Here is a 19195-nt window from a genome sequence, read left to right on the forward strand (position 1 = left end):
TTGTTTCCTCCTAATATTTGAAAGTTTTTTGTTATAAAAACTTATAACCAACGGGGCGGCTGCTGCGCTATTTCAGCGCACACTACTGTGTAGCTGTTCGTCTATCACCTCGGCTACAAACTTAGTATACTATCAACCAACGGTTAATTCATTGATAAGTATTTTCCATATGGACCATCTTATCTAGACATCAAAGTGCTTCATCTAAGATGATCCCTTTTCCCGTTTGTTATAAACAAGTTTACTTCGAAAGTATGAATAAACTTAGAAATGAATCTGAGTCCCAGGTAAAAGAATGCTTAAAACCTCCTGAAAGTAACCCTGAATTATCGCATATATAATAGAAGGCAAAAAAAAGACCGTTCCCTGAGGAACGATCTTTCTCCACTATATTATTTAGGAATGATAGCTTGTTGTTTCAGTACGCGAACAGCTACGGCTGCAGCTTGCGCACGCGTAAAGGTTTCACGAGCATCAAAACGATACGTTGGTTTCTTCTGTCCTGTAAGAAGAGCATTTTCAATGCCTTCAATTAACTTACCTTTATAAACAGCCTCAATAGCAGGTGCGGCATAAAGCTCCATATGTTCGATATCAGCATCCGTGAAGACTTTCTTCAGGTTTGCCATCGATTTGTTTTCATCACTGGATACTTTCAAATCGGCTGCACGGGCGATCATAACGGCTGCATCTTGGCGAGTTAACGAGTTATTAGGCAAGAAGAGTCCATTCGCATTACCACGAACAATACCTGCTCTAGCAGCTGCTTCAATATGCTGATAGTCAAAGAGTCTGCCATTGTTACTGCCTGGTAAGCTATAACCCTTTTGAACGTCAACAAAAGTGCCTGTTTGACTTTGAAGTACTGAGCTTTCTTCAATATCTGTATTTCGTAATGGAATATTGAAGATATCGACAAGCATAGTTACAAATTCACCGCGTGTAATTGCATCATTCGGCATAAACAATCCATCAGTCTTGCCATCTATATACCCTTTGGAGTATAGAATATCCAAATCATTTCTTGCCCACGGGTGATTCGTCACATCATTATAACTATTATCCATGTACATGACTTGGAAATAACCAAATGAATCTACTGGCACCGTGATTGTACCCTTACCTGGATCAACTTTACCGCCAATGTTTTTCCATTTAGGCAGATATAGACCTGAACCGTTCGGATCTTCAAATGGCGTGTATTGATAGACAGTCAGATATCTCCAAGCGTCGCTAACGATATTGCTATCGTACTTCAAAGTTAATGTACCCGTTTTGGTTGGAACAACAACATCCTTGTAATCCCTAAGGTTAAATGCAGGTCTTGTTGCGCCTCCACTGATAAGGTTTGGCAAGTAGCCGCTTCCCATGTATGCTTCCTGCAGCGTGGAGTCCGTAATGTTGGCATCCGGCTTAATGATACCTGCATCAAACCAGTAACGTTTACTTGCCGGTCTGAAACGTCCTGTCAATTCAGCCAGAGCGATCATTCCATTTTTATTCTCAACCGCATCTACGCCCTCAGTCCGATCAACTCGGCCATCTTCGTTGCTCGCGATACCAAATAAGATTTGGCGATCCGCACTTACATATTGAGTCGCAACGCTACGATCATAACGCATTAACTTCGTATCTTTAGGGAAGGTAAATTGGACATCACCATCAAAAACCTTCATAGTGCTGGTCAGCGGAGCTTTAATTTGCGCTCCTACCATGGTGACATTCGTATTAAACAGCACAATACTTCCGCTTAATTTAGATGTACCTCGGATGACTGTGAATTTAATTTCATTGGCTCCGCTTTTCAGGTTCTTCACTTCATAGAAGAAATGCTTTGTCACTTTGTCATAAATCGCTTCTTCTTTACCGAAAAGAACAGAATCCGCTTGGGCAGCTTCAAGTTCGATCATAAAGTAGTTTTGGTTAATATTAGCTTGATCAATATTTTTAGAATTCTTAATGATTTGTTTAGATGATGGATGCACGAATGTATAAGGTGCAGGCTCACGAGTAATCGTTACGATTCTATTAGCTGTTGTACCGGAAGTAGTGTTAGTAGCAACAAGCTCGAATACATATTGACCAAATTCGCTTAGCGCGAAATAGGTTCCTGTATCAAAAACAGCTTGACCCGCCGGCGTCAATGTAATGCGTTCATTAGCTGATGTTACAGCATACGGTGCTTTCCGTAGGTACAACACGGTACCTTTAGTATCACCTGGAACAGCTACTACGGAATTTAGAACTTCCCCGATCAATTTAACTTGAATCGCTTTGGTGACATACGTATCAGGTAATGTTTTATCTTTGATGAACTCCGGATTTAGCGCATCTGATTCATAAGGTTGTAAGGTCTTAACGGATGGAACGTTGTCCGAGAGGACGAAAATTTCCATCGTAGTCGTGGATATTAATTGACCTGAAACCTTCAACTCTATTGTCAGTGTAAACTTGCCGTCCTTGCCAAAGATTTGATTGTCTGGTGCTGTTTTGCTTGGATCAATAAACTTGTCTAATTGGAAGACGCCGCCATTTGTAGTGGTAGGCACGACGGTAGGCGTACCCAAATCAATACCGTTTAGCTTGTACACAGTACTTGTATAATCCGCATTCGTGTTAATGTTGACAACACGACCTGAAATACATGGCGCAACGCCACCTGTTGCACATGTTAACTTAGCAGCCGAATTGACGACCATAGAGTTATAAAGCTGATTAAGTATGACATACGGTGAGCTTGTGATGACAAGATTATACTGCTTCGCTCCCGAGATATACTCTGTACCGCTAATAAGCGGAGTAACTTTCATGACAACCGGACCGTCAATAATACCTTGAAGATCCACATCTGCATAGTGCAACGGCGCTGCATGTGTAATTGGTCTGGTAACTGTGAAATTACCAACATCCACTTTTACGTCTGTTGCGTTCGCATTCGTATAAACTCTCAATTTAGCTGGGAAATTCGTGATTTGTGTTGAACCACCCTCGCTGATCGTAGATTCGTACGTTGAAGCACCGCCAGGAGCGGAGCGAATCAAGTTTACTTTGTCTACGTATGGTTGATTCGTATTGACATAAGAGAACACGTATTTGGATGTAGTCGTTGCTCCATTGACATCCGTGAACACAAAATAAAGTTCTTGTGTCGTTTTATTAATATTTACAGGAAGCTGTCCTTCAAAATGATAATTCACATATGGCTCAGCCGTTGTATAGGAGTGAGTCAGCATAGTAGCGGACCCGCCGGCACCAGTCAAAGCAGGTGCTAATGTCGAACCGTCGCTTAGTTTAGGCGTACTCAGTTGGCTGCCACCCGAGATATAGTAACGATAGTTGTTTCCGGATGTCGTGAACATGTCCACGTATACATAATCCGTCACATTGCCATGAACTTTAACATCTGTTTTAAAATCGAAATCCGCAACGCCTGTTGTTTGCAATGTAGGATTGTTCACTAGTTTTTGATAGGCTGTGGCAGGATCACCCTTAAGTTTTAGCTGCGTATTATACGCAAGAGCTTTACCGTTGTCGTACGTAAAAGTGCGCTCTGTTGTATAGAAATTGGATTGATTTCTGGCTGCGAAAGTAACCTTGTTATCGCCAGGATTGAACTCCATATCCGTAGATCTGCCGGTATTCGTTACGAAGGTGAACAAGCCGCTAGCAAAGGCTGCGCGCTGATAGACAGTTCCCCCTAAGTTCGCTTCAATATCAACAGCATTATTCGCACTACCTGTAATATTGATTCCTGTGTACGGTCCATGCGTAGGAAACATGCCGCCATCTACAAATGAATCATCATTAAATTTCAATCCAGCAATATTCGATACCGGCGTATAGTAGGCATAGGCAGGATTGGAAATAACACCGCCGCTTGCTCCGAATTTAACCGTAATTTTGTTCTTACCCTCGGTTAAAGCAACGCCATCGAAATAAATTTCACTGCTATTATTGGGCTTTCGAATTGGTTTATTCGTTGTGTTTAAAGTTGTTTGACCTGTATTTTCATTAACAACTTCATAATAAACACTATTGATTTGATCATCTGTAATCCCATTAATTGTAACGTTTACAGTGATTGGACTTTGCGTAAAACGATCGATCAGCGAATCATCAACTGTACCCACAGGAGAATACAAGTTAGTAATTGTAATCGTCCCGAGTGCATACGCTGACATCGCTGGCAACGCGCTGATAAGCAAGGTCACAATTAACATGAGGCTTGCCCATTTTTTATTGAACATTTTCAAAGCTAGTTCCTCCTTATATATACTATGTTAGTTTACTTGTGTGATGTTCCCGCAACTTCTTCCGTATTCGACAACCCCTCCTATGATTTTCCAACATTCTACATGATTAGACGCGGTCCATGAGCCAAAAGTTGCTGTATCTTACTTATCGGTAAAATCGCAGGAAATGTTTAGAGTAAGAAAAAAAATCACAAAAAGCAAAAAAACCCAACCAAGTAGGGTGGGTTTTCATATATTGGATGATTAAAGTTACTTGCCCGCGCGATCGCTTTGCACTTGCTTGCCTACAAGCTTTTGGAGGAAGTTAATAACCGGCTTACGGCTTTTACTGATAATGCCGATCGCTTCCGCTCCGACTAGCATAACCAAGAATAGAGCAACAATAATCATAATTAATCCCCATGTTGAGTCCTGAGAAATAAATACGGAGCACACCACCGCGCTACCGCCGAAAATGGAGGCAATTCCGTAAATAATCAACACGCTCGTACGATGACTGAAGCCGAGTTGGAGCAGACAGTGGTGAAGATGGCTTTTGTCCGGAGCAGAGATCGGAAGCTTATTGACATAACGGCGCATAATCGCAAAAAAGGTATCGGATAAGGGCACACCCAAAATCATAATCGGAATCAATAAAGATACAACGGCAGCTTGCTTAAAGCCCAGAATAGATAGTGTCGCCAGAGCAAAACCCAGGAACAAAGCGCCTGAGTCACCCATGAAGATTTTGGCCGGATGGAAGTTAAAAAACATGAAGCCTATAATACTGCCCAATAAGATCACACAGAGCAGGATAACCGTTACATTGTTCATCATAAGAGCTAAAATTAAAATCGTAGTTGTAGCAATCCCCGATACTCCTGCTGACAATCCATCAAGGCCGTCAATCAGGTTAATCGCGTTGGACACGCCAACAATCCACAATATTGTGATCGGAATGCTTAACCAACCAATGCTAAAGTTCGTCGTTCCGAAGGGGATGTTAACCAGGTCGATTTTGAGACCGAAAGCAACGACGATACAAGCAGCAATCAGCTGCCCGAGCAGCTTCCATTTGGGCGAAAGCTGGAATCGATCATCCAATGCCCCCGTGATGACAATCACGACACCTCCAAGCAGCAAACCAAACGCCGCATCCGAGTTGACCGCATCGAGTGCTGGAGAGATGATGAAATAAGCGCCGACGAACGCAAGGAATATGGCTAATCCTCCGAGACGCGGCATTATTCGGGTATGTACCTTTCGATGGTTTGGGGCATCAACGGCTCCTATCCAGAAGGCAAATTTTTTGACTAGGGGTGTCAGCAGCAGTGCCAATAAGCACGAAGCGATAAACCCAATCGCATATAATCCATACATCTTCTTCTTCACAGCTCCTCTTGTCTTGGGTGGCAGGCATCCGCCGAAATGAATTATACTCCGATTTGTCCACAAATACCACTGCTAAATTTGTCTGAAATGGCCATTTTCAGGCGATTTTCATAAATTTTTTCATGATTTAGTGACTTTTTCTTTATCCCGCATGACCTTCAATGCGAATTTCGGGAGTAAAAGCATTCTTTTGTAGCGCCACGGCTCTTGCAGAAGGCGGTAAAACCATTCCAGCCGAAGTTTCTGGAACAGGAGTGGCGCTCTCTTTAGCTTGCCCGAAAGGACGTCAAAACTTCCTCCGACGCCCATCATAACAGGCACACCGAGTTGTGCCTTATATTTGGCGATCCAAGGTTCCTGATTGGCAGCGGATCGGCCTACAAAGAGAAGGTCCGGCGCTGCCTCCACAATATCTTGAATAACTTCGGCATCTTGATCAGCACCGAAATACCCATCGCGGACGCCCACAAGCTTGATGCCAGGATAAGCTGCTTGCAATCGAGCAGCGGCGGCTTGAATAACTTCATCCGAAGCCCCAAGAAGGTATACTTTCCAACCTAAGGGCTCTCCCACTTTCATTAACTGGTGCAGCAAATCAAAGCCAGGTACCCGCTCCACGACAGGCTCACCTACATAATTAGCAGCCCAAACAACGCCGGTTCCATCTGGAACGATAAGCTCAGCCTGCTGCATCAGACGAAGATAAGCCGGATCTTCCTGCGCGGCCATAATCATAATAGGGTTAGCGGTAATGATATGATGCGGCTTTCTTTGCTGGATGGCACCAGTTAAGTAAGCGACCGTCTGCTGCATGCCCATCTTGGAGAAGGGCACGCCGTAGATGCGGACTTTCGGAATGGCTTTAGCAGAAACTGCAAAACTCTCTGTAGTTGTTGTTGGGCTCATGGATCTCTCATCCTTTATGACGTTGGAATCAGACATTTAGTTGATTAATTTTGTTATAAAAAGCGATAATTTGCTGCGCAGGGCGCTGCGCCTGCGCTTTGAGCTCTTCAATGGCGGCGCTGCGGGACGCCGCCCACTCCTGATTACCGAGGAGTCGCAGCGCTTCCTCGGTAAATGCTTCGCTATCAAAGCTTGCCGTCGATGCCGCGGCTTTCATGCCGAGCCTATGGAGGAACTGGTCGATCTTCGGATCGTACGAGATGCCTACCATAGGCACGTATTGCGACGCTGCATAAATCAAAGCATGCAGCCTCATGCCAATCAGCAGGTCGCAGCTCGCCACCTGCTCCAGCATATCCTGCGGATGGGCGATGCCTCGCGCCATCTCCACCCGAGTCGCGTGATCACCGAGTCGGTCGATCACGAACTGCGACGCCACCTCATCCGAAGGGAGGTGGAAGGGCAGGAACCGCAGCCGCACATCCGTGCGGGCTGCGAGCAGTAAGGACAAGGACCGCGAGAGAGCTTCCAGCTCTGAGCGGTCCGCGTTCCAGAAGCGGACGGACACGCCGACCGTCCGCACCGCATCGGGCGCGGCGCCCGATGCTCCGGCTGACCCGGTCGAGGGCCCTGCCGCGCCGCGCGCATCGCGCAGCGGCAAGCCCATGACCGGGTCGGGCACAACCTCGATGCGCTCACGCGGGAGGCGCATCTTCGCCAATAAGTCCGCGGACTCCGTATCGCGAACCGACACATACCGGCAGCGTTTAAACACGCCGCGGATCCACCCATCGAACATCCGCCGGTTCACGGGGCCGATGCCCTGGGAGTACACAAAGGTCGGCTTGCCCAGCCATTGCGCCAGCTTCAATACCGCCAAGTAATACGGAATCGTTTTCGAGCTTGTTGCATCCTGCAGCAAACTGCCGCCACCGCTGATCAAACCGTCAGCTTCACGGAGCGCGCGAAGGAGGCTTCCCGGTTTCATCCGATGATAGGCCTTCACGCCATACATCTCCGATGTTTTCTCCGGATTAGCCGAGAGAACGATAGGTTCGATCCGAAAACCCTGCGCTTGTCCTTGCTCCTGCAAAGCGAGCAAAATCGATTGCAGCACCGCTTCATCGCCGCTATTATCAAAGCCGTAGTAGCCGGATAGCGCTATTTTGACAACCGAGGCACCCATCGCTTCCAACTCCTTGTGACAATTTCCCAGGCTGCAATCAAGACAAGGCCAATCAAAGCGCCAAACACGACACCATACGTAATCCGAATCAGCGAGATGTGCAGAGGCGTATGCAAGTGAGCAAATGTATCTACAATCGAAAGCTGACCGATAACGCCAATGAACATGAGATATACAGCATGTCTATACCGGACAGCGAGATAAGCGCCCAATAAGAAAACCGGATGAGCAAACAGGAACTCTTTCGTCCGCGGGCGAACGCCCAGCGTATTTTCCAGGAAGGAACGGAACAGTTTCTCTACCGCCGACGCTTGTCCTTCATTTCCTGTGCGCGACAAGTAATAATACACCGCTGCAAGTGCAATACCAGCCGTTACAATCCACAGTACGCTGATATAGGAAGAGAGCATCCGGCGAACATGCGCCCATTTTTCTGCATATGTGTTATTTTCGCTGAAGAAGACCAGGTACAGCCCTGCTATCGCGATTGGCAGTAAATGCAGCGCACTTACGCCGCGGAATTGTTGAATGACAAGTAAATACGTAATGTGATTCAGCAGCACTACCTCAAATACAACGCCAATCAGCGAGATCAGAGAGGTTCTGAGAAGGAGCCATAGTCCGTAGCCGACTCTGGACTTCCATTTCGCTGCTGCTCCTGATCGTATCGATCGGATAGCCAGCATCATCGCAACGCTTGGCGCGCAAACAGCTGTTCCCAGCGCTAACCCTTGCGCATACAAATTTGCTGACAATGTGTGTAAGGCAATAGCGCCTAGTAAACCGAAGACGAATAGGAAAAGAGCCGCCTCTGGAACAAAGAACGTCACAGCGAGAACAATTAAGCTGACTCCGCCCACGAGCATGAAGACGCGAGCCACTTTCTGCCACGCAGATGTTTCTACTGTAAATGCTTGTGCTTGCCCCAGTGTAAAGCCAACTTTTTCAATTCGCGGGATCGCCCCGTCTTTACCTTGCAAGCTCTCATAAAAAGCGGATAACGGATCTACAAGCTTACCTTTATCCAAGCTCTTTACCGGTTTGGCATTCAGAAAAACCATCCGAATATCCCGGTCCTTCACAGCAAGAACGAATCGATCAGCCACACCTTGGATACGATCTTCAAGCTCAGCTTTCTTTAACGGCTCCGTCAGCTTTTCGCCATCCTTTTCCGTAAAAGAATGTAGACGAACGACATCATAATTGGTCTCTTTAGCTAACGTACTAAACCCTTTTTGAGGCTCTTTCAGCATTTCAATCGCTGCTAGACCAATACCGTTCTTATGTAAAAGTTCGGCCATTTTGTTCAGATTAACTTCGGTATTCTCTTCCGTATAACCCGGCACTTCATTGCCGTCGACAATTATCCGTTTCACTCCGATATCGTGCAGTTGCTTCAATAAGCGATCCATCTCGTTCGTGACGAAGGCTCTGCGATTCGAGAGGCGCACTACGATTTGAAACCCCTGCTCCTTCAGCATTTGAAGGGTCATCGGATCCGGATCCATTGCCTTAATGGATGCATCATCCATGCTCATTTGAACAATAAGCCCATTTTTGTTTTTGAAGCTCCACGGTTTCGTGGCTACTTTCAAATCACCGAATGTTTTTTGGATCAAAGGCTCCAGCTTCTGCTGGGTTGCACTATCCGCGAATAGGATGTACGTGAAATTCTCATTCGGTTCACCAAAGGTTTGCGTCATCGCCATCGCGTCGCGCGAATTGAACATTTCGATTCGGCGGCTCTCTCTGAGTTCAGAAAGTGTGCTCTCGTAAACAGCCATAGAGCCAATGCCTGCTGCCTTCATTTTCTTAAGCTGGTCGGCTGCAAAGCTCTGCGGATTTGTCTGAATATCCGCAATATCGAGCAAATCGCGATAATCAAATACAAATTCCACTTGATTGGCGGACGTCTCTGTCTGATGACGGGCGAAGGCTAGCGGCAGTGAGCCTAGCATGCCAATAATAACGAGCCACCATAATACATTCTTCAGGGGATTATTCCAAGTTTTGTACCACTGAACCAAGTTGTTCACTCCTTAGAGCTTTCCCTAGGAAAGCTTTCTTCGTAAGCATTTGCTTAGCGTTTTTCGCCAGAAAAACTGACATCGGAAGCATATGCTCAGCGCTTTCCGCAGGAAAGCTTTTTTCAAGCATAAGCCGAGTCTGTCCCTTTACATTCGAAAACCTCTTCAGAACATCCAAGCCTGCGAATAGGTCAAATGAATGCGGATTGACTATCTTTCCAACTATTCATTAGACGACCTATACCCGACTTAGGTTCTGAAGAGGTTCATTTCATCCTATTTCGTTATCCGTCTACACGGCTGAGTACGTATTGAATAATGCCATCCAATTGCTGAGCAGCTTCAGGACCTGTTGTTCCCTGCACGGCAAAGTAAAATTTGATTTTCGGTTCCGTTCCCGAAGGACGTAGGCAGAACCAGGAACCGTCGGCCAGCTTGAATTTCAACACATTCTCGCGCGGCAAACCGTTAATGCCCTGTTCGTAATCCTCCACATCGGTTACAGGAATACCTTGAATCTCACCAGGCGGGTTCGTTCTCCACGATTCCATAATACGGCCGATCTGCTCCACGCCGTCTTTGCCTTTAAGCGTCCTTGACTCCAGCTTTTCCAAAAAGTAGCCAAAGGATGCGTAAAGCTCCTGCAGTACCTCATACAAGGTTTTACCCTGCTTCTTGTAATAAGCAGCTGCTTCGCAAATCAGCATCGAGGCAATGACCGCATCCTTATCCCTTGCGTAGCCTCCGGCCAAGTACCCGTAGCTTTCCTCATAACCGAACAAGAACGTGTGTTCCCCACTTTGTTCGAACTGCGTCATTTTTTCCCCGATATACTTAAATCCAGTTAACGTATTCAATGTAGGAATGCCATAGTGATTGGCAATGACCGCTCCCATTTCGCTCGTAACGATCGTTTTGACCACGACGCCATTCGCCGGGAGTGTTCCACGTTCTTTCAAGCTTGCAAGCAGGTAATTAACAATAATAGCACCTGATTGGTTACCCGTCAGGACGAAGTATTCACCGTTCGAATCCTTCACGACTGCGCCCATACGATCCGCATCCGGATCCGTTCCGATAATAATGTCCGCGTTCCAGTCTTTCGCCTGAGCAATCGCAAGGGTAAAAGCATCTTTCTCCTCAGGATTGGGTGACTTTACAGTCGAGAACTGTGAATCTGGCAGTTCTTGCTCTGCTACGATCCGTACTTGTCCGAAGCCGGCAGCTTTCAATACTTCACGTACCGGCATATTGCCTGCACCGTGCAGCGGTGTAAATACAATACGGAAATCGTCGCTAATTTCTTTAATCACTTCCGGGTTCTGGCTTATCGCGGATACCGCTTCTATGTACTTGCGATCGATGTCCTCGCCTAACCACTGCAGAAGTCCTTGTGACTCTGCTTCCGCCTGCGTCAGCTTTTTCACTTTAGCAAACGTATCTACGCTCTGAACTTCAGCAATCACTTGCTCTGCAAACTCAGGCACAAGCTGCCCGCCATCTGCTCCATATACTTTGTAGCCGTTATATTCAGGTGGGTTATGACTGGCTGTAATGACGACTCCTGCGGTAGCCCCTAGGTACCGAACGGCATAGGAGAGCTGCGGCGTAGGACGAAGCGCTTCGAACACATACGCTTTGACTCCGTTTCCTGCAAATACAAGAGCAGACTCTAGAGCAAATTCCGGCGACATGTAACGTGAATCGTAGGCAATGACGATGGAAGGAGCAGCTGTACCCGTTCCGCGCACATATTGCGCTAAACCTTGGCTCGCACGACCAACGGTATAGATGTTGATCCGGTTTGTACCGGCGCCAATGACACCACGCAGTCCACCTGTGCCAAATTCCAGATCCTTATAGAAACGATCCTCAATTTCTTTCTCATCCTCACGGATTAATTGAAGTTCTTCCTTAGTTCCGGCATCGATTGCTGGATCTTCGAGCCATAATTGATATTGAGTTTGCACACGCGTCATAGTTGTCAGGTTCATCTCCTTTATCTCTAGTTTATTTATTAGCAAAGGCAAACATAAGTTCGCCTTCAACTACCACTTTATCGCCTACCGTAGCTATGGCTTTGCCTTTCATTATCGCACCTTTGGAACGCGTAATCGTCATTTCGAGTCTCAACGTATCGCCAGGCACCACCTGCTCGCGCCAGCGGACGCCGTCGACGCCTGCGAACAGGCCGATTTTTCCTTTGTTTTGCGGCATAGAAAGGGCCGCTACAGCCCCTACTTGGGCCAAAGCTTCAAGAATAAGCACGCCCGGCATAACCGGATAACCCGGAAAGTGGCCTGCAAAGAAGGGTTCATTGATCGTTACATTTTTGATGCCTACGGCTCTAACTCCTTCTTCCACTTCCAATATACGATCTACCAGAAGGAAAGGCGGGCGATGTGGAATAATCTCTTGAATTTGTGTGATATCTAGCATAACAGTGAAGCTCTCCTTTCAAGATGCTTGCATAAAATACAAAATAACAACTTACACTAACCCTGTCCCTTCACGAGCTGCAGAAGTGAAGGTTCATATAAGGGAGCTTATGTATCGGTCTGTCCCGCAGACCGATACATAGGCTCTTTTTCCATTTCAACCAAAATCATATCAAAAATGCTTGGTCTTGGCTTTGCGGTTCAATAAGAGGAATTGGAAGATATAGATGATGGACGTCAAAAAGGAAACGAGGATGACGAACCATAAATACGTAATCGCGAAGTTCAATTCAAATACAATAAATAAAATAGCCAAATAATATAGCACCGTCGTTAGTTTGCCCATCACATTGGCTGGAACGGTTAGCTTGCCACGGAAGTGAAAGAAGGCTGAACCTATGATCATCCCTACATCGCGAATGAACATCGCCGCCGCCGCTTGCCATGGAATCATACCGGAGATGAGCAAGGATAAAATAACGGCAATCATCATACTTTTGTCTGCGAGCGGATCGAGCATCGCGCCAATGGGTGTGGTTAACCCTTTAGATCGTGCCAGGTAGCCGTCGAGAATGTCGGTAAGTCCTGCCACAAGCAGGATAAGAAAGGCAATTTTGATATAGCCATTGAAGAAGAACATGAGGTAGACAGGGATCAGGATAAACCTGCTTATCGTGAGCATGTTCGGTATGTTCAAGGTACCCCTCCCGTGCCTTGTAATCTGCATAATGAACCTAAACCTCCATCCATTATACCGCTGCTTTCCAAAAAATAAAACTCCCTCGCGGGAGTTCAGTTATTTGGCAAACACCAGATCGTATAAATGCCGCCAGGTGTCTATATGGAAAATTTCCGAAGCTGGCTGATGACCAAGCTTGGAATACCCTATCCACAAGCCGATGAATACGGCCAGCACCGCTAAGACAGGTACACGTATGATTCTGATGATGAGTCCTATTATTTTGAGCCATTTGGGCTGCGGCTTTTTCTTTTTTTGTGGAGTAGGCTTGTCCGCCATCTAGCCTTATCCCTCCCTTTTCTTTATCAGGCGCGCAGATTATTCGCAATGTTCATCATCTGGTCCGAAGAAGTGATTGCTCGGGAATTAAGCTGAAGCGCGCGCTGCACCATGACCAGATCCGTCATTTCATCCGCTAACGTAACGTTGGATTGCTCCAGGAACCCTTGCATCAGCGTGACGCGATCTGTTGCGTTGTTAGCGTTGCCGTTCACGGTTTGTAAAATGTTCGCTTTCTCCGCTACCGTCAATCCCACAGGTAAAGCATACAAATTTTCGCCTACATCATGAAGAAGCTGCGGACGCACAACACGAACCAGCTTGATTTCCCCCAGACCAACTGGCGCTGCGTTTGGATTTTGTTCGTCATAGCCAGTCACGGTACCATCTGATCCAACAACTGGTCGCAAACCACTCGGAACACGAATCGGGTTGCCATCCGATCCTAGAACGAAGTAACCGTCCTTGGTCGTCAATACGTTATTGCCAGTCCCATCCGGGCTCATGTTGAATGCACCATTGCGTGTCCAAGCAACTTGCGGTTGGCCGTTAGCATCCAACGCATCGAGTTGTACTTCAAACAACCCGTCGCCTTGAATCGCAAAATCCGTCCCATTCCCGGTTGATTGAATCGGTCCCTGCGCCAGGTTCGTTTGGATCTGTACGAGTTTCGAGCCCCAGCCTTGGTTAAATCCAAGCGGCGAAAATCGCCCTTGCTGACGGAAGCCTTCTGGCTGCCCCTTCACGTTGGTCAATACATCTTCGAAGGAAGCTTCCTTCTTCTTGAAGCCCTTCGTATCGACATTCGCGATATTGTTCGAGAGGATATCCAGCTTTTGTTGCAAGCTGTGCATAGATACCGATGAGTTAATCATGGAATTGTTCATGGTAGGCTCCTTCGCCAGCTAGATTAAACACGGCCAACTTCGTTAGCTGCTTTATCCATACTTTTATCATAGAATTGAATGACCTTCTGATTAGCCTCATACGCGCGAAGCGCAGACATCATATCGACCATGGACTGTGCGGAATCCACATTGGAACGTTCCACAAAGCCTTGACGAACCTCAACTTGGTCGCCGGCTGCGATCTGCGTCACAGTCGCTTCATCCCCCGGATTAATCCGGTACAAGCCGTTCCCTTCGCGCAGCAGCAGATTCGGGTTCTCCGCGCGAGAGAGCATAAGACCCACAGGTTGTCCTGCGGCATTGGTCAATGGCTGGCCGTTTCCGTCAAAGAATTCACCCTTATCATTCACCTTGAATGCATGAACCGGCTGGCCTGTCGCATCGATCAGCTGAATCCTTTGACCGTCGCGTCCTACCACCAAGTCACCGTTTGCATTCACTAATTGACCTGCTGTATCCACCGTAAACTTACCGTTCAACGAGTAACGCTGCTCACCGTCTGCATTGAGCACAGTAAATAGCGCCTGCGGCTGGAAGATCATACTGCCGTCTGCGTTGACAAATTTGCCTGACGTATCGAAGGTCATGCCGGCCACTTGAATGTTGGAAACCAGCGCGAAATCGAACGGATTCTGTGTTTCTTGCAGATCACCCTGCGTATGTAAAGAAATGTTCTCCTCGGAGAACACGCCTGTATTTAACTTGCCAAGCGGAGCCGTAGATGCGCCTTGTCCACCGCGAATCGTGGATATGAGCATCTCCGGGAACGAACGGGACAGAGCATTGCCCTGTTTAAAGCCCGGCGAATTGATATTGGCAATATTATTCGTAATCGTATCATGTCTGCGCTGCTCGGAGATCATTCCTGAAGCCGCGGTATACAGTCCTCTTAGCATCTTTTCACCTCTTGGGTTGTGTGGTTTATCGGTTAGACAAACTTCCGCTTGCTTACTTTATCTAAATTGTCGAGCATAATGCCAGTTCCTTTAACTACACAAGACATCGGATCTTCTGCGATTAAAACGGGAACTTTCAGCTCGTCCGCCAGCAATTGATCCAGACCGTGCAGCAAAGCGCCGCCACCCGTCAGAATAACGCCTCTGTCAATGATATCGGCTGAAAGCTCAGGCGGCGTGCGCTCCAGTACGCTTTTCGCTGCGGTTACGATCGAAGAAACCGGATCCCACAGCGCTTCTTGCACCTCGCTGGAGTGAATCGTAATTGTCAGCGGTAAGCCAGACACCATATCTCTTCCGCGAATATCCATCTCTTGATCTCTGCCGTGTGGATATACCGTTCCGATTTTGAGCTTAATGTCCTCGCTTGTCCGTTCCCCGATGAGCAATTTGTATTTATTTTTGATATACTTCGTAATCGCTGTGTCAAACTTGTCCCCTGCGATCTTAATGGAGGAGGATGTGACGATGTCCCCCATGGACAACACAGCCACATCCGTCGTTCCTCCGCCGATATCTACGACCATATTACCGCTCGGCTGGAAGATGTCCATACCAGCGCCAATCGCAGCCGCCTTCGGCTCTTCCTCCATGAATACCTCCCGGGCACCGCTGCGCTCAGCTGCTTCACGAATCGCCTTCTGCTCAACTGAGGTGATGTTGGTGGGAGCGCAAATGAGAATTCTCGGATGAGAATACCAATTCTTGCCTCCCACTTTGGCGATAAAATGCTTCAACATCATTTCCGTAATATCAAAATCAGCGATAACCCCGTCCTTCAAAGGACGAATAGCGATAATGTTACCAGGTGTTCTACCGACCATCCGAAAAGCTTCCTCACCTACGGCAAGCACCCGCTTCGTATCGCTTTCAATCGCTACCACGGAAGGCTCATCGAGCACGACACCGCGTCCTTTTACATGGATAAGCACATTCGCCGTGCCGAGATCTATTCCAATATCCTTGCTTAACATTTCAAGTTAATCCTCCCTAAATCAACCGTCCATTCCGTGAAGAATCGGCGCTCTTGTATATAGTTCTAATTATAAGCTAAATTCGCTATAAATGCATGAATTCCTCTTTTTTTGTGAAAATTCGACAAGTCCATTAAAAGGAAGGCTTCACTGCTGTTAGTACCGTCACGATTTGACGGTTACTAAGTTTTCGGAAGGCTTTGGGCTGCGCGTTTTGCGATACTTAATTTTCGTTGCTTCTCCTCCCCTAAGATGCCTTATGGACTTATGGTACTCCAGAATGTGCTTCACCTGATTCGCCAGGTCCGGGTTGATTTCCGGCAGCCGTTCCGTCAAATCCTTGTGCACCGTGCTTTTGGAAACGCCGAATTCCTTAGCAATGGTGCGAACCGTATTCTTAGTCTCGACGATACAGGTACCAATCTTAATGGTCCGCTCTTTGATGTAATCGTGCACTCCCCTCGCCTCCCTACTCGAGATAGTTTGGTACAGTATATGAGGGGCATGACTAGATATTCTACGTAACCAAGCCTGACAAGCTCAATTCGTACATTTATTTTCTAAATAATGCAAAAAAGCAGCAGGATGAACCCGCTGCCCTCGCTGTATGTATGCCTATTGCTGTTTTTCGTTTAAAATCGTCTCCGGATTCACCGCTGCGCCATCGATGCCCTGACGGACTTCGAAGTGCAAGTGGACGCCGTCTTCTTTCTCGAATTCATTGCGGCCCGCTTTCGCGATCACATCGCCTTTTTTCACATCGGCGCCTTTGGTCACCTTCACATCAGCCAAGCTTTGGTAGACGCTTACTAGACCATTACTGTGCGTGATTTCAACGAGATTGCCGACAACCGGATGGTTGAGCTCGACGGCAGTCACTTTACCGCTCATAGCAGCCAGTACGTCAAACGCAGCGCCATCTTTCGTTTTCAAATCGATAGCTGTGTGCGGCGTCAATTGATCGTTATATTGGATCATGGCCGCCTGCTTCACTTCATTCGTTGCATTCGTGTCATAGAATGGGATGGAGACGGTCACCTGCGACTTGTCTTTCACCGGCCATTGCATCGTTTCCGTTTGGGCGGATACCGCTACCGAACCATCTGGCGCTTTAGTGCCATCTGTTGCTTTTTCATTGCTGCTAACCTTAATGCCCAGTTCATCTTGGCTGAGTTTCGTGGTTGGCTTCGTCTGGTACACCCACATTAAGGTTAAGATAATTGCTGCTGCTGCCATATACGTCGCTGGGAATACCCACTTTTTAGCAAGCAACCTCTTCCATGCAGATGTCGAACCTTGTGCTCCTTGTGCAGTTTTAGGAGCTTCTTCTTTCTGAAAACCTTTGTTTTGATCATTCATGGTTATCACCTCATCAACCATTCTTGACACATTTAGAGGTTTTATACTTGAAGAAAGATATTTTTATAGAGGGAATTTTATAATTTCTTTAGAAATGGCGCTGCTTTTTCAATAGAGATCCCCGTGTAATAGTAGGTTACGATCTGCTCCGCTGTTTTCCCTTCCTTCGCCATGCCATTGGCGCCCCACTGGCTTAGACCGACGCCATGTCCGTACCCGTAAGTAGTGAACTCAATCTGCTGCGAGCCTTTCCAGTTCCAAGTAAATTGAGAGGAAGCTAGTCCTAGTTTCTCCCGCACTTCGCGGCCTGAGAACGTTTTGCCGCCGATCGTCATCGATTTGATGCGATGCCCTGCTGACCACTCTAGCACTTTCATCCCCTTCGAGCTTGTACTGACCGTCGTTATGCTGCTCACACCCAGCTTCTGAAGCACGCTTTTATAGCTAAGCTGCACCTTCTCCTGATAGCGCGGAGAGAGCTTCGTGTCCCAAGGACTTGGCACACTGCGCAGATAGGGAATTACGAAAGGCCAGTAGTCTTCTGAGTTTTCTGTGTATCCATTGCTCGTTGAGAAGAAGGTTGCATTTATCGGTTGATGCTGATAGGTGAGAATCGCGTCTTGCGTTTCGTTCACGGCTCTATCAATTTTGGCCATATTCGCTGCATATGTGCTCGCATCCCACTTGTTCCGAAGCTCTTGTTCGCTAAGATAGGCTTGGTGAGCGGTCGTGTCCGTTACAAGCGCGTCACGGACCGGCACATTGCTGTAGTCCTGCTCCAGCACTCTGCGAACCACGTAGGTGCGGGCTGCCATAGCCTGTGCCTTTAGCGCTTCAAGCTCGAATTCGATCGGCATTTCGGCGGCGAGAACACCTTTGACATACTGCTCTAATGGCACGGTTTCGATCGTCGCTTTCTTCGTCAAATACACTGGAATCATGAGACCTTGCTCACTCTTTTGGACAGGCAGCGCGTTCTCGCTGTTGTCCTGGGGAATCTTCTTGACTACCAATCCAGGAACGATGATAGTGACGCAAAGCATGCTGGACAAGCAAACAGCCACCCAAAGGATGACTCCGTGGTTCAGAGCGCGTTTCTTCTTGAGCTTCTTGAGCATCGTGTAAGCAGCCTCCATAAGCGCGTTCGCTAGTTGATAGTGGGTAGCTCTACGCAAAACAGGCGACAAGATTTGTTTGCCGCCCGCCATGCATCTATACCGTAGCTTATGAGAGGAATTACTAGAATAGAACATGGAGAAGGGAAGTTAATTGCCCATGGAAGCACGAAACGGGTGGGGCGAAGATCAATCGCCGCAGCATTGCTAGAACTATGGCAGATCAACTCAACTCGCGAAACTACGATTCGCTATTCCTACGGGCACTAAGAATCTTTTGTCTTGAACTGCTCAGCCTCGAACCAATCTGTCTCTCCAAAAGAAAACCGTCTCGCGGCGTCCCTGGTATAAACCATATGTTGGTTGGCGCTTGGGGAGTGGATTGTGGACGGGGTTCCGACCGTTTCTTGAAATCGTCTTTCCATTGAGTTTACTTAGCGGTAATAAGACGATTTCAAATACGGGCACTAACGCTTCTCCATCCCACACCCACACCCATCCCCTCTACTGTTCTACTTTGAGCTGCCTTCCACTTCTCTTTTCCATCACCGGGTTATCGCCCAGCTGTAATGACGGAACTACGGTGCGTTATCCCTTTAAATTCCCTGTTTTTTTACCGTGACGAGGAACTATGATGCGTTAAACAGGTAATTGCTAGCGTGAAACCCCCAGTTTCTGATGCAT

At 47.3% G+C, this 19195-nt stretch carries 15 protein-coding genes; all 15 read right to left on the minus strand.

The window, feature by feature from the left end; all coding sequences use genetic code 11:
• Nucleotides 1-392 precede the first annotated feature (392 nt).
• A complete protein-coding gene (locus tag ABRS97_RS24590) occupies nucleotides 393-4247 on the minus strand; it encodes an S-layer homology domain-containing protein (RefSeq protein ID WP_367818476.1) in 3855 nt (1284 codons plus the stop codon).
• A gap of 255 nt (nucleotides 4248-4502) precedes the next feature.
• Nucleotides 4503-5612, minus strand: a complete 1110-nt coding sequence (locus ABRS97_RS24595; RefSeq protein ID WP_367818477.1) for an MraY family glycosyltransferase — start codon at nucleotides 5610-5612, stop codon at nucleotides 4503-4505.
• Nucleotides 5613-5744: 132 nt separating this feature from the next.
• On the minus strand, nucleotides 5745-6530 hold the full coding sequence (locus tag ABRS97_RS24600; protein ID WP_367818394.1) for a WecB/TagA/CpsF family glycosyltransferase: 786 nt from the start codon (nucleotides 6528-6530) through the stop codon (nucleotides 5745-5747).
• A 28-nt stretch (nucleotides 6531-6558) separates the two neighbouring features.
• On the minus strand, nucleotides 6559-7716 hold the full coding sequence (gene csaB / locus ABRS97_RS24605; RefSeq protein ID WP_367818396.1) for a polysaccharide pyruvyl transferase CsaB: 1158 nt from the start codon (nucleotides 7714-7716) through the stop codon (nucleotides 6559-6561).
• Complete coding sequence (locus ABRS97_RS24610) at nucleotides 7692-9743, minus strand: DUF5693 family protein (protein ID WP_367818397.1); 2052 nt, start codon at nucleotides 9741-9743, stop codon at nucleotides 7692-7694. The genes csaB and ABRS97_RS24610 overlap by 25 nt, the downstream gene beginning before the upstream one ends.
• Nucleotides 9744-10027: 284 nt before the next feature.
• On the minus strand, nucleotides 10028-11737 hold the full coding sequence (locus ABRS97_RS24615) for a phospho-sugar mutase (RefSeq protein ID WP_367818398.1): 1710 nt from the start codon (nucleotides 11735-11737) through the stop codon (nucleotides 10028-10030).
• A gap of 16 nt (nucleotides 11738-11753) precedes the next feature.
• Entirely contained in the window at nucleotides 11754-12182 is a 429-nt protein-coding gene (gene fabZ / locus ABRS97_RS24620; RefSeq protein ID WP_367818400.1) for a 3-hydroxyacyl-ACP dehydratase FabZ, read from the minus strand.
• A gap of 171 nt (nucleotides 12183-12353) precedes the next feature.
• Complete coding sequence (locus tag ABRS97_RS24625; RefSeq protein WP_367818402.1) at nucleotides 12354-12878, minus strand: CDP-alcohol phosphatidyltransferase family protein; 525 nt, start codon at nucleotides 12876-12878, stop codon at nucleotides 12354-12356.
• Between the two features lie 99 nt (nucleotides 12879-12977).
• Nucleotides 12978-13199: a DNA-directed RNA polymerase subunit beta gene (locus tag ABRS97_RS24630; protein WP_367818403.1), complete on the minus strand. Its 222-nt coding sequence runs from the start codon at nucleotides 13197-13199 to the stop codon at nucleotides 12978-12980.
• Nucleotides 13200-13225: 26 nt separating this feature from the next.
• Complete coding sequence (locus ABRS97_RS24635; protein ID WP_367818404.1) at nucleotides 13226-14086, minus strand: flagellar hook-basal body protein; 861 nt, start codon at nucleotides 14084-14086, stop codon at nucleotides 13226-13228.
• Nucleotides 14087-14109: 23 nt separating this feature from the next.
• Nucleotides 14110-15003 carry a flagellar hook-basal body protein gene (locus ABRS97_RS24640; protein ID WP_367818405.1) on the minus strand — a complete coding sequence of 298 codons (894 nt, stop codon included), beginning with the start codon at nucleotides 15001-15003 and terminating at the stop codon, nucleotides 14110-14112.
• A 32-nt stretch (nucleotides 15004-15035) separates the two neighbouring features.
• Nucleotides 15036-16037: a rod shape-determining protein gene (gene mreB / locus ABRS97_RS24645; RefSeq protein WP_367818408.1), complete on the minus strand. Its 1002-nt coding sequence runs from the start codon at nucleotides 16035-16037 to the stop codon at nucleotides 15036-15038.
• Nucleotides 16038-16202: 165 nt separating this feature from the next.
• Nucleotides 16203-16493: a sporulation transcriptional regulator SpoIIID gene (spoIIID, locus tag ABRS97_RS24650; RefSeq protein ID WP_147950590.1), complete on the minus strand. Its 291-nt coding sequence runs from the start codon at nucleotides 16491-16493 to the stop codon at nucleotides 16203-16205.
• Nucleotides 16494-16652: 159 nt separating this feature from the next.
• Nucleotides 16653-17396 (minus strand): peptidoglycan DD-metalloendopeptidase family protein, encoded by a 744-nt coding sequence (locus ABRS97_RS24655; RefSeq protein WP_367818410.1) that lies wholly within the window; start codon nucleotides 17394-17396, stop codon nucleotides 16653-16655.
• A gap of 77 nt (nucleotides 17397-17473) precedes the next feature.
• Nucleotides 17474-18583 carry a stage II sporulation protein D gene (spoIID, locus tag ABRS97_RS24660; RefSeq protein ID WP_367818412.1) on the minus strand — a complete coding sequence of 370 codons (1110 nt, stop codon included), beginning with the start codon at nucleotides 18581-18583 and terminating at the stop codon, nucleotides 17474-17476.
• Nucleotides 18584-19195: the final 612 nt, after the last annotated feature.

It is taken from the genome of Paenibacillus tabacirhizosphaerae (assembly GCF_040812395.1).
Classification (GTDB): Bacteria; Bacillota; Bacilli; order Paenibacillales; family NBRC-103111; genus Paenibacillus_E.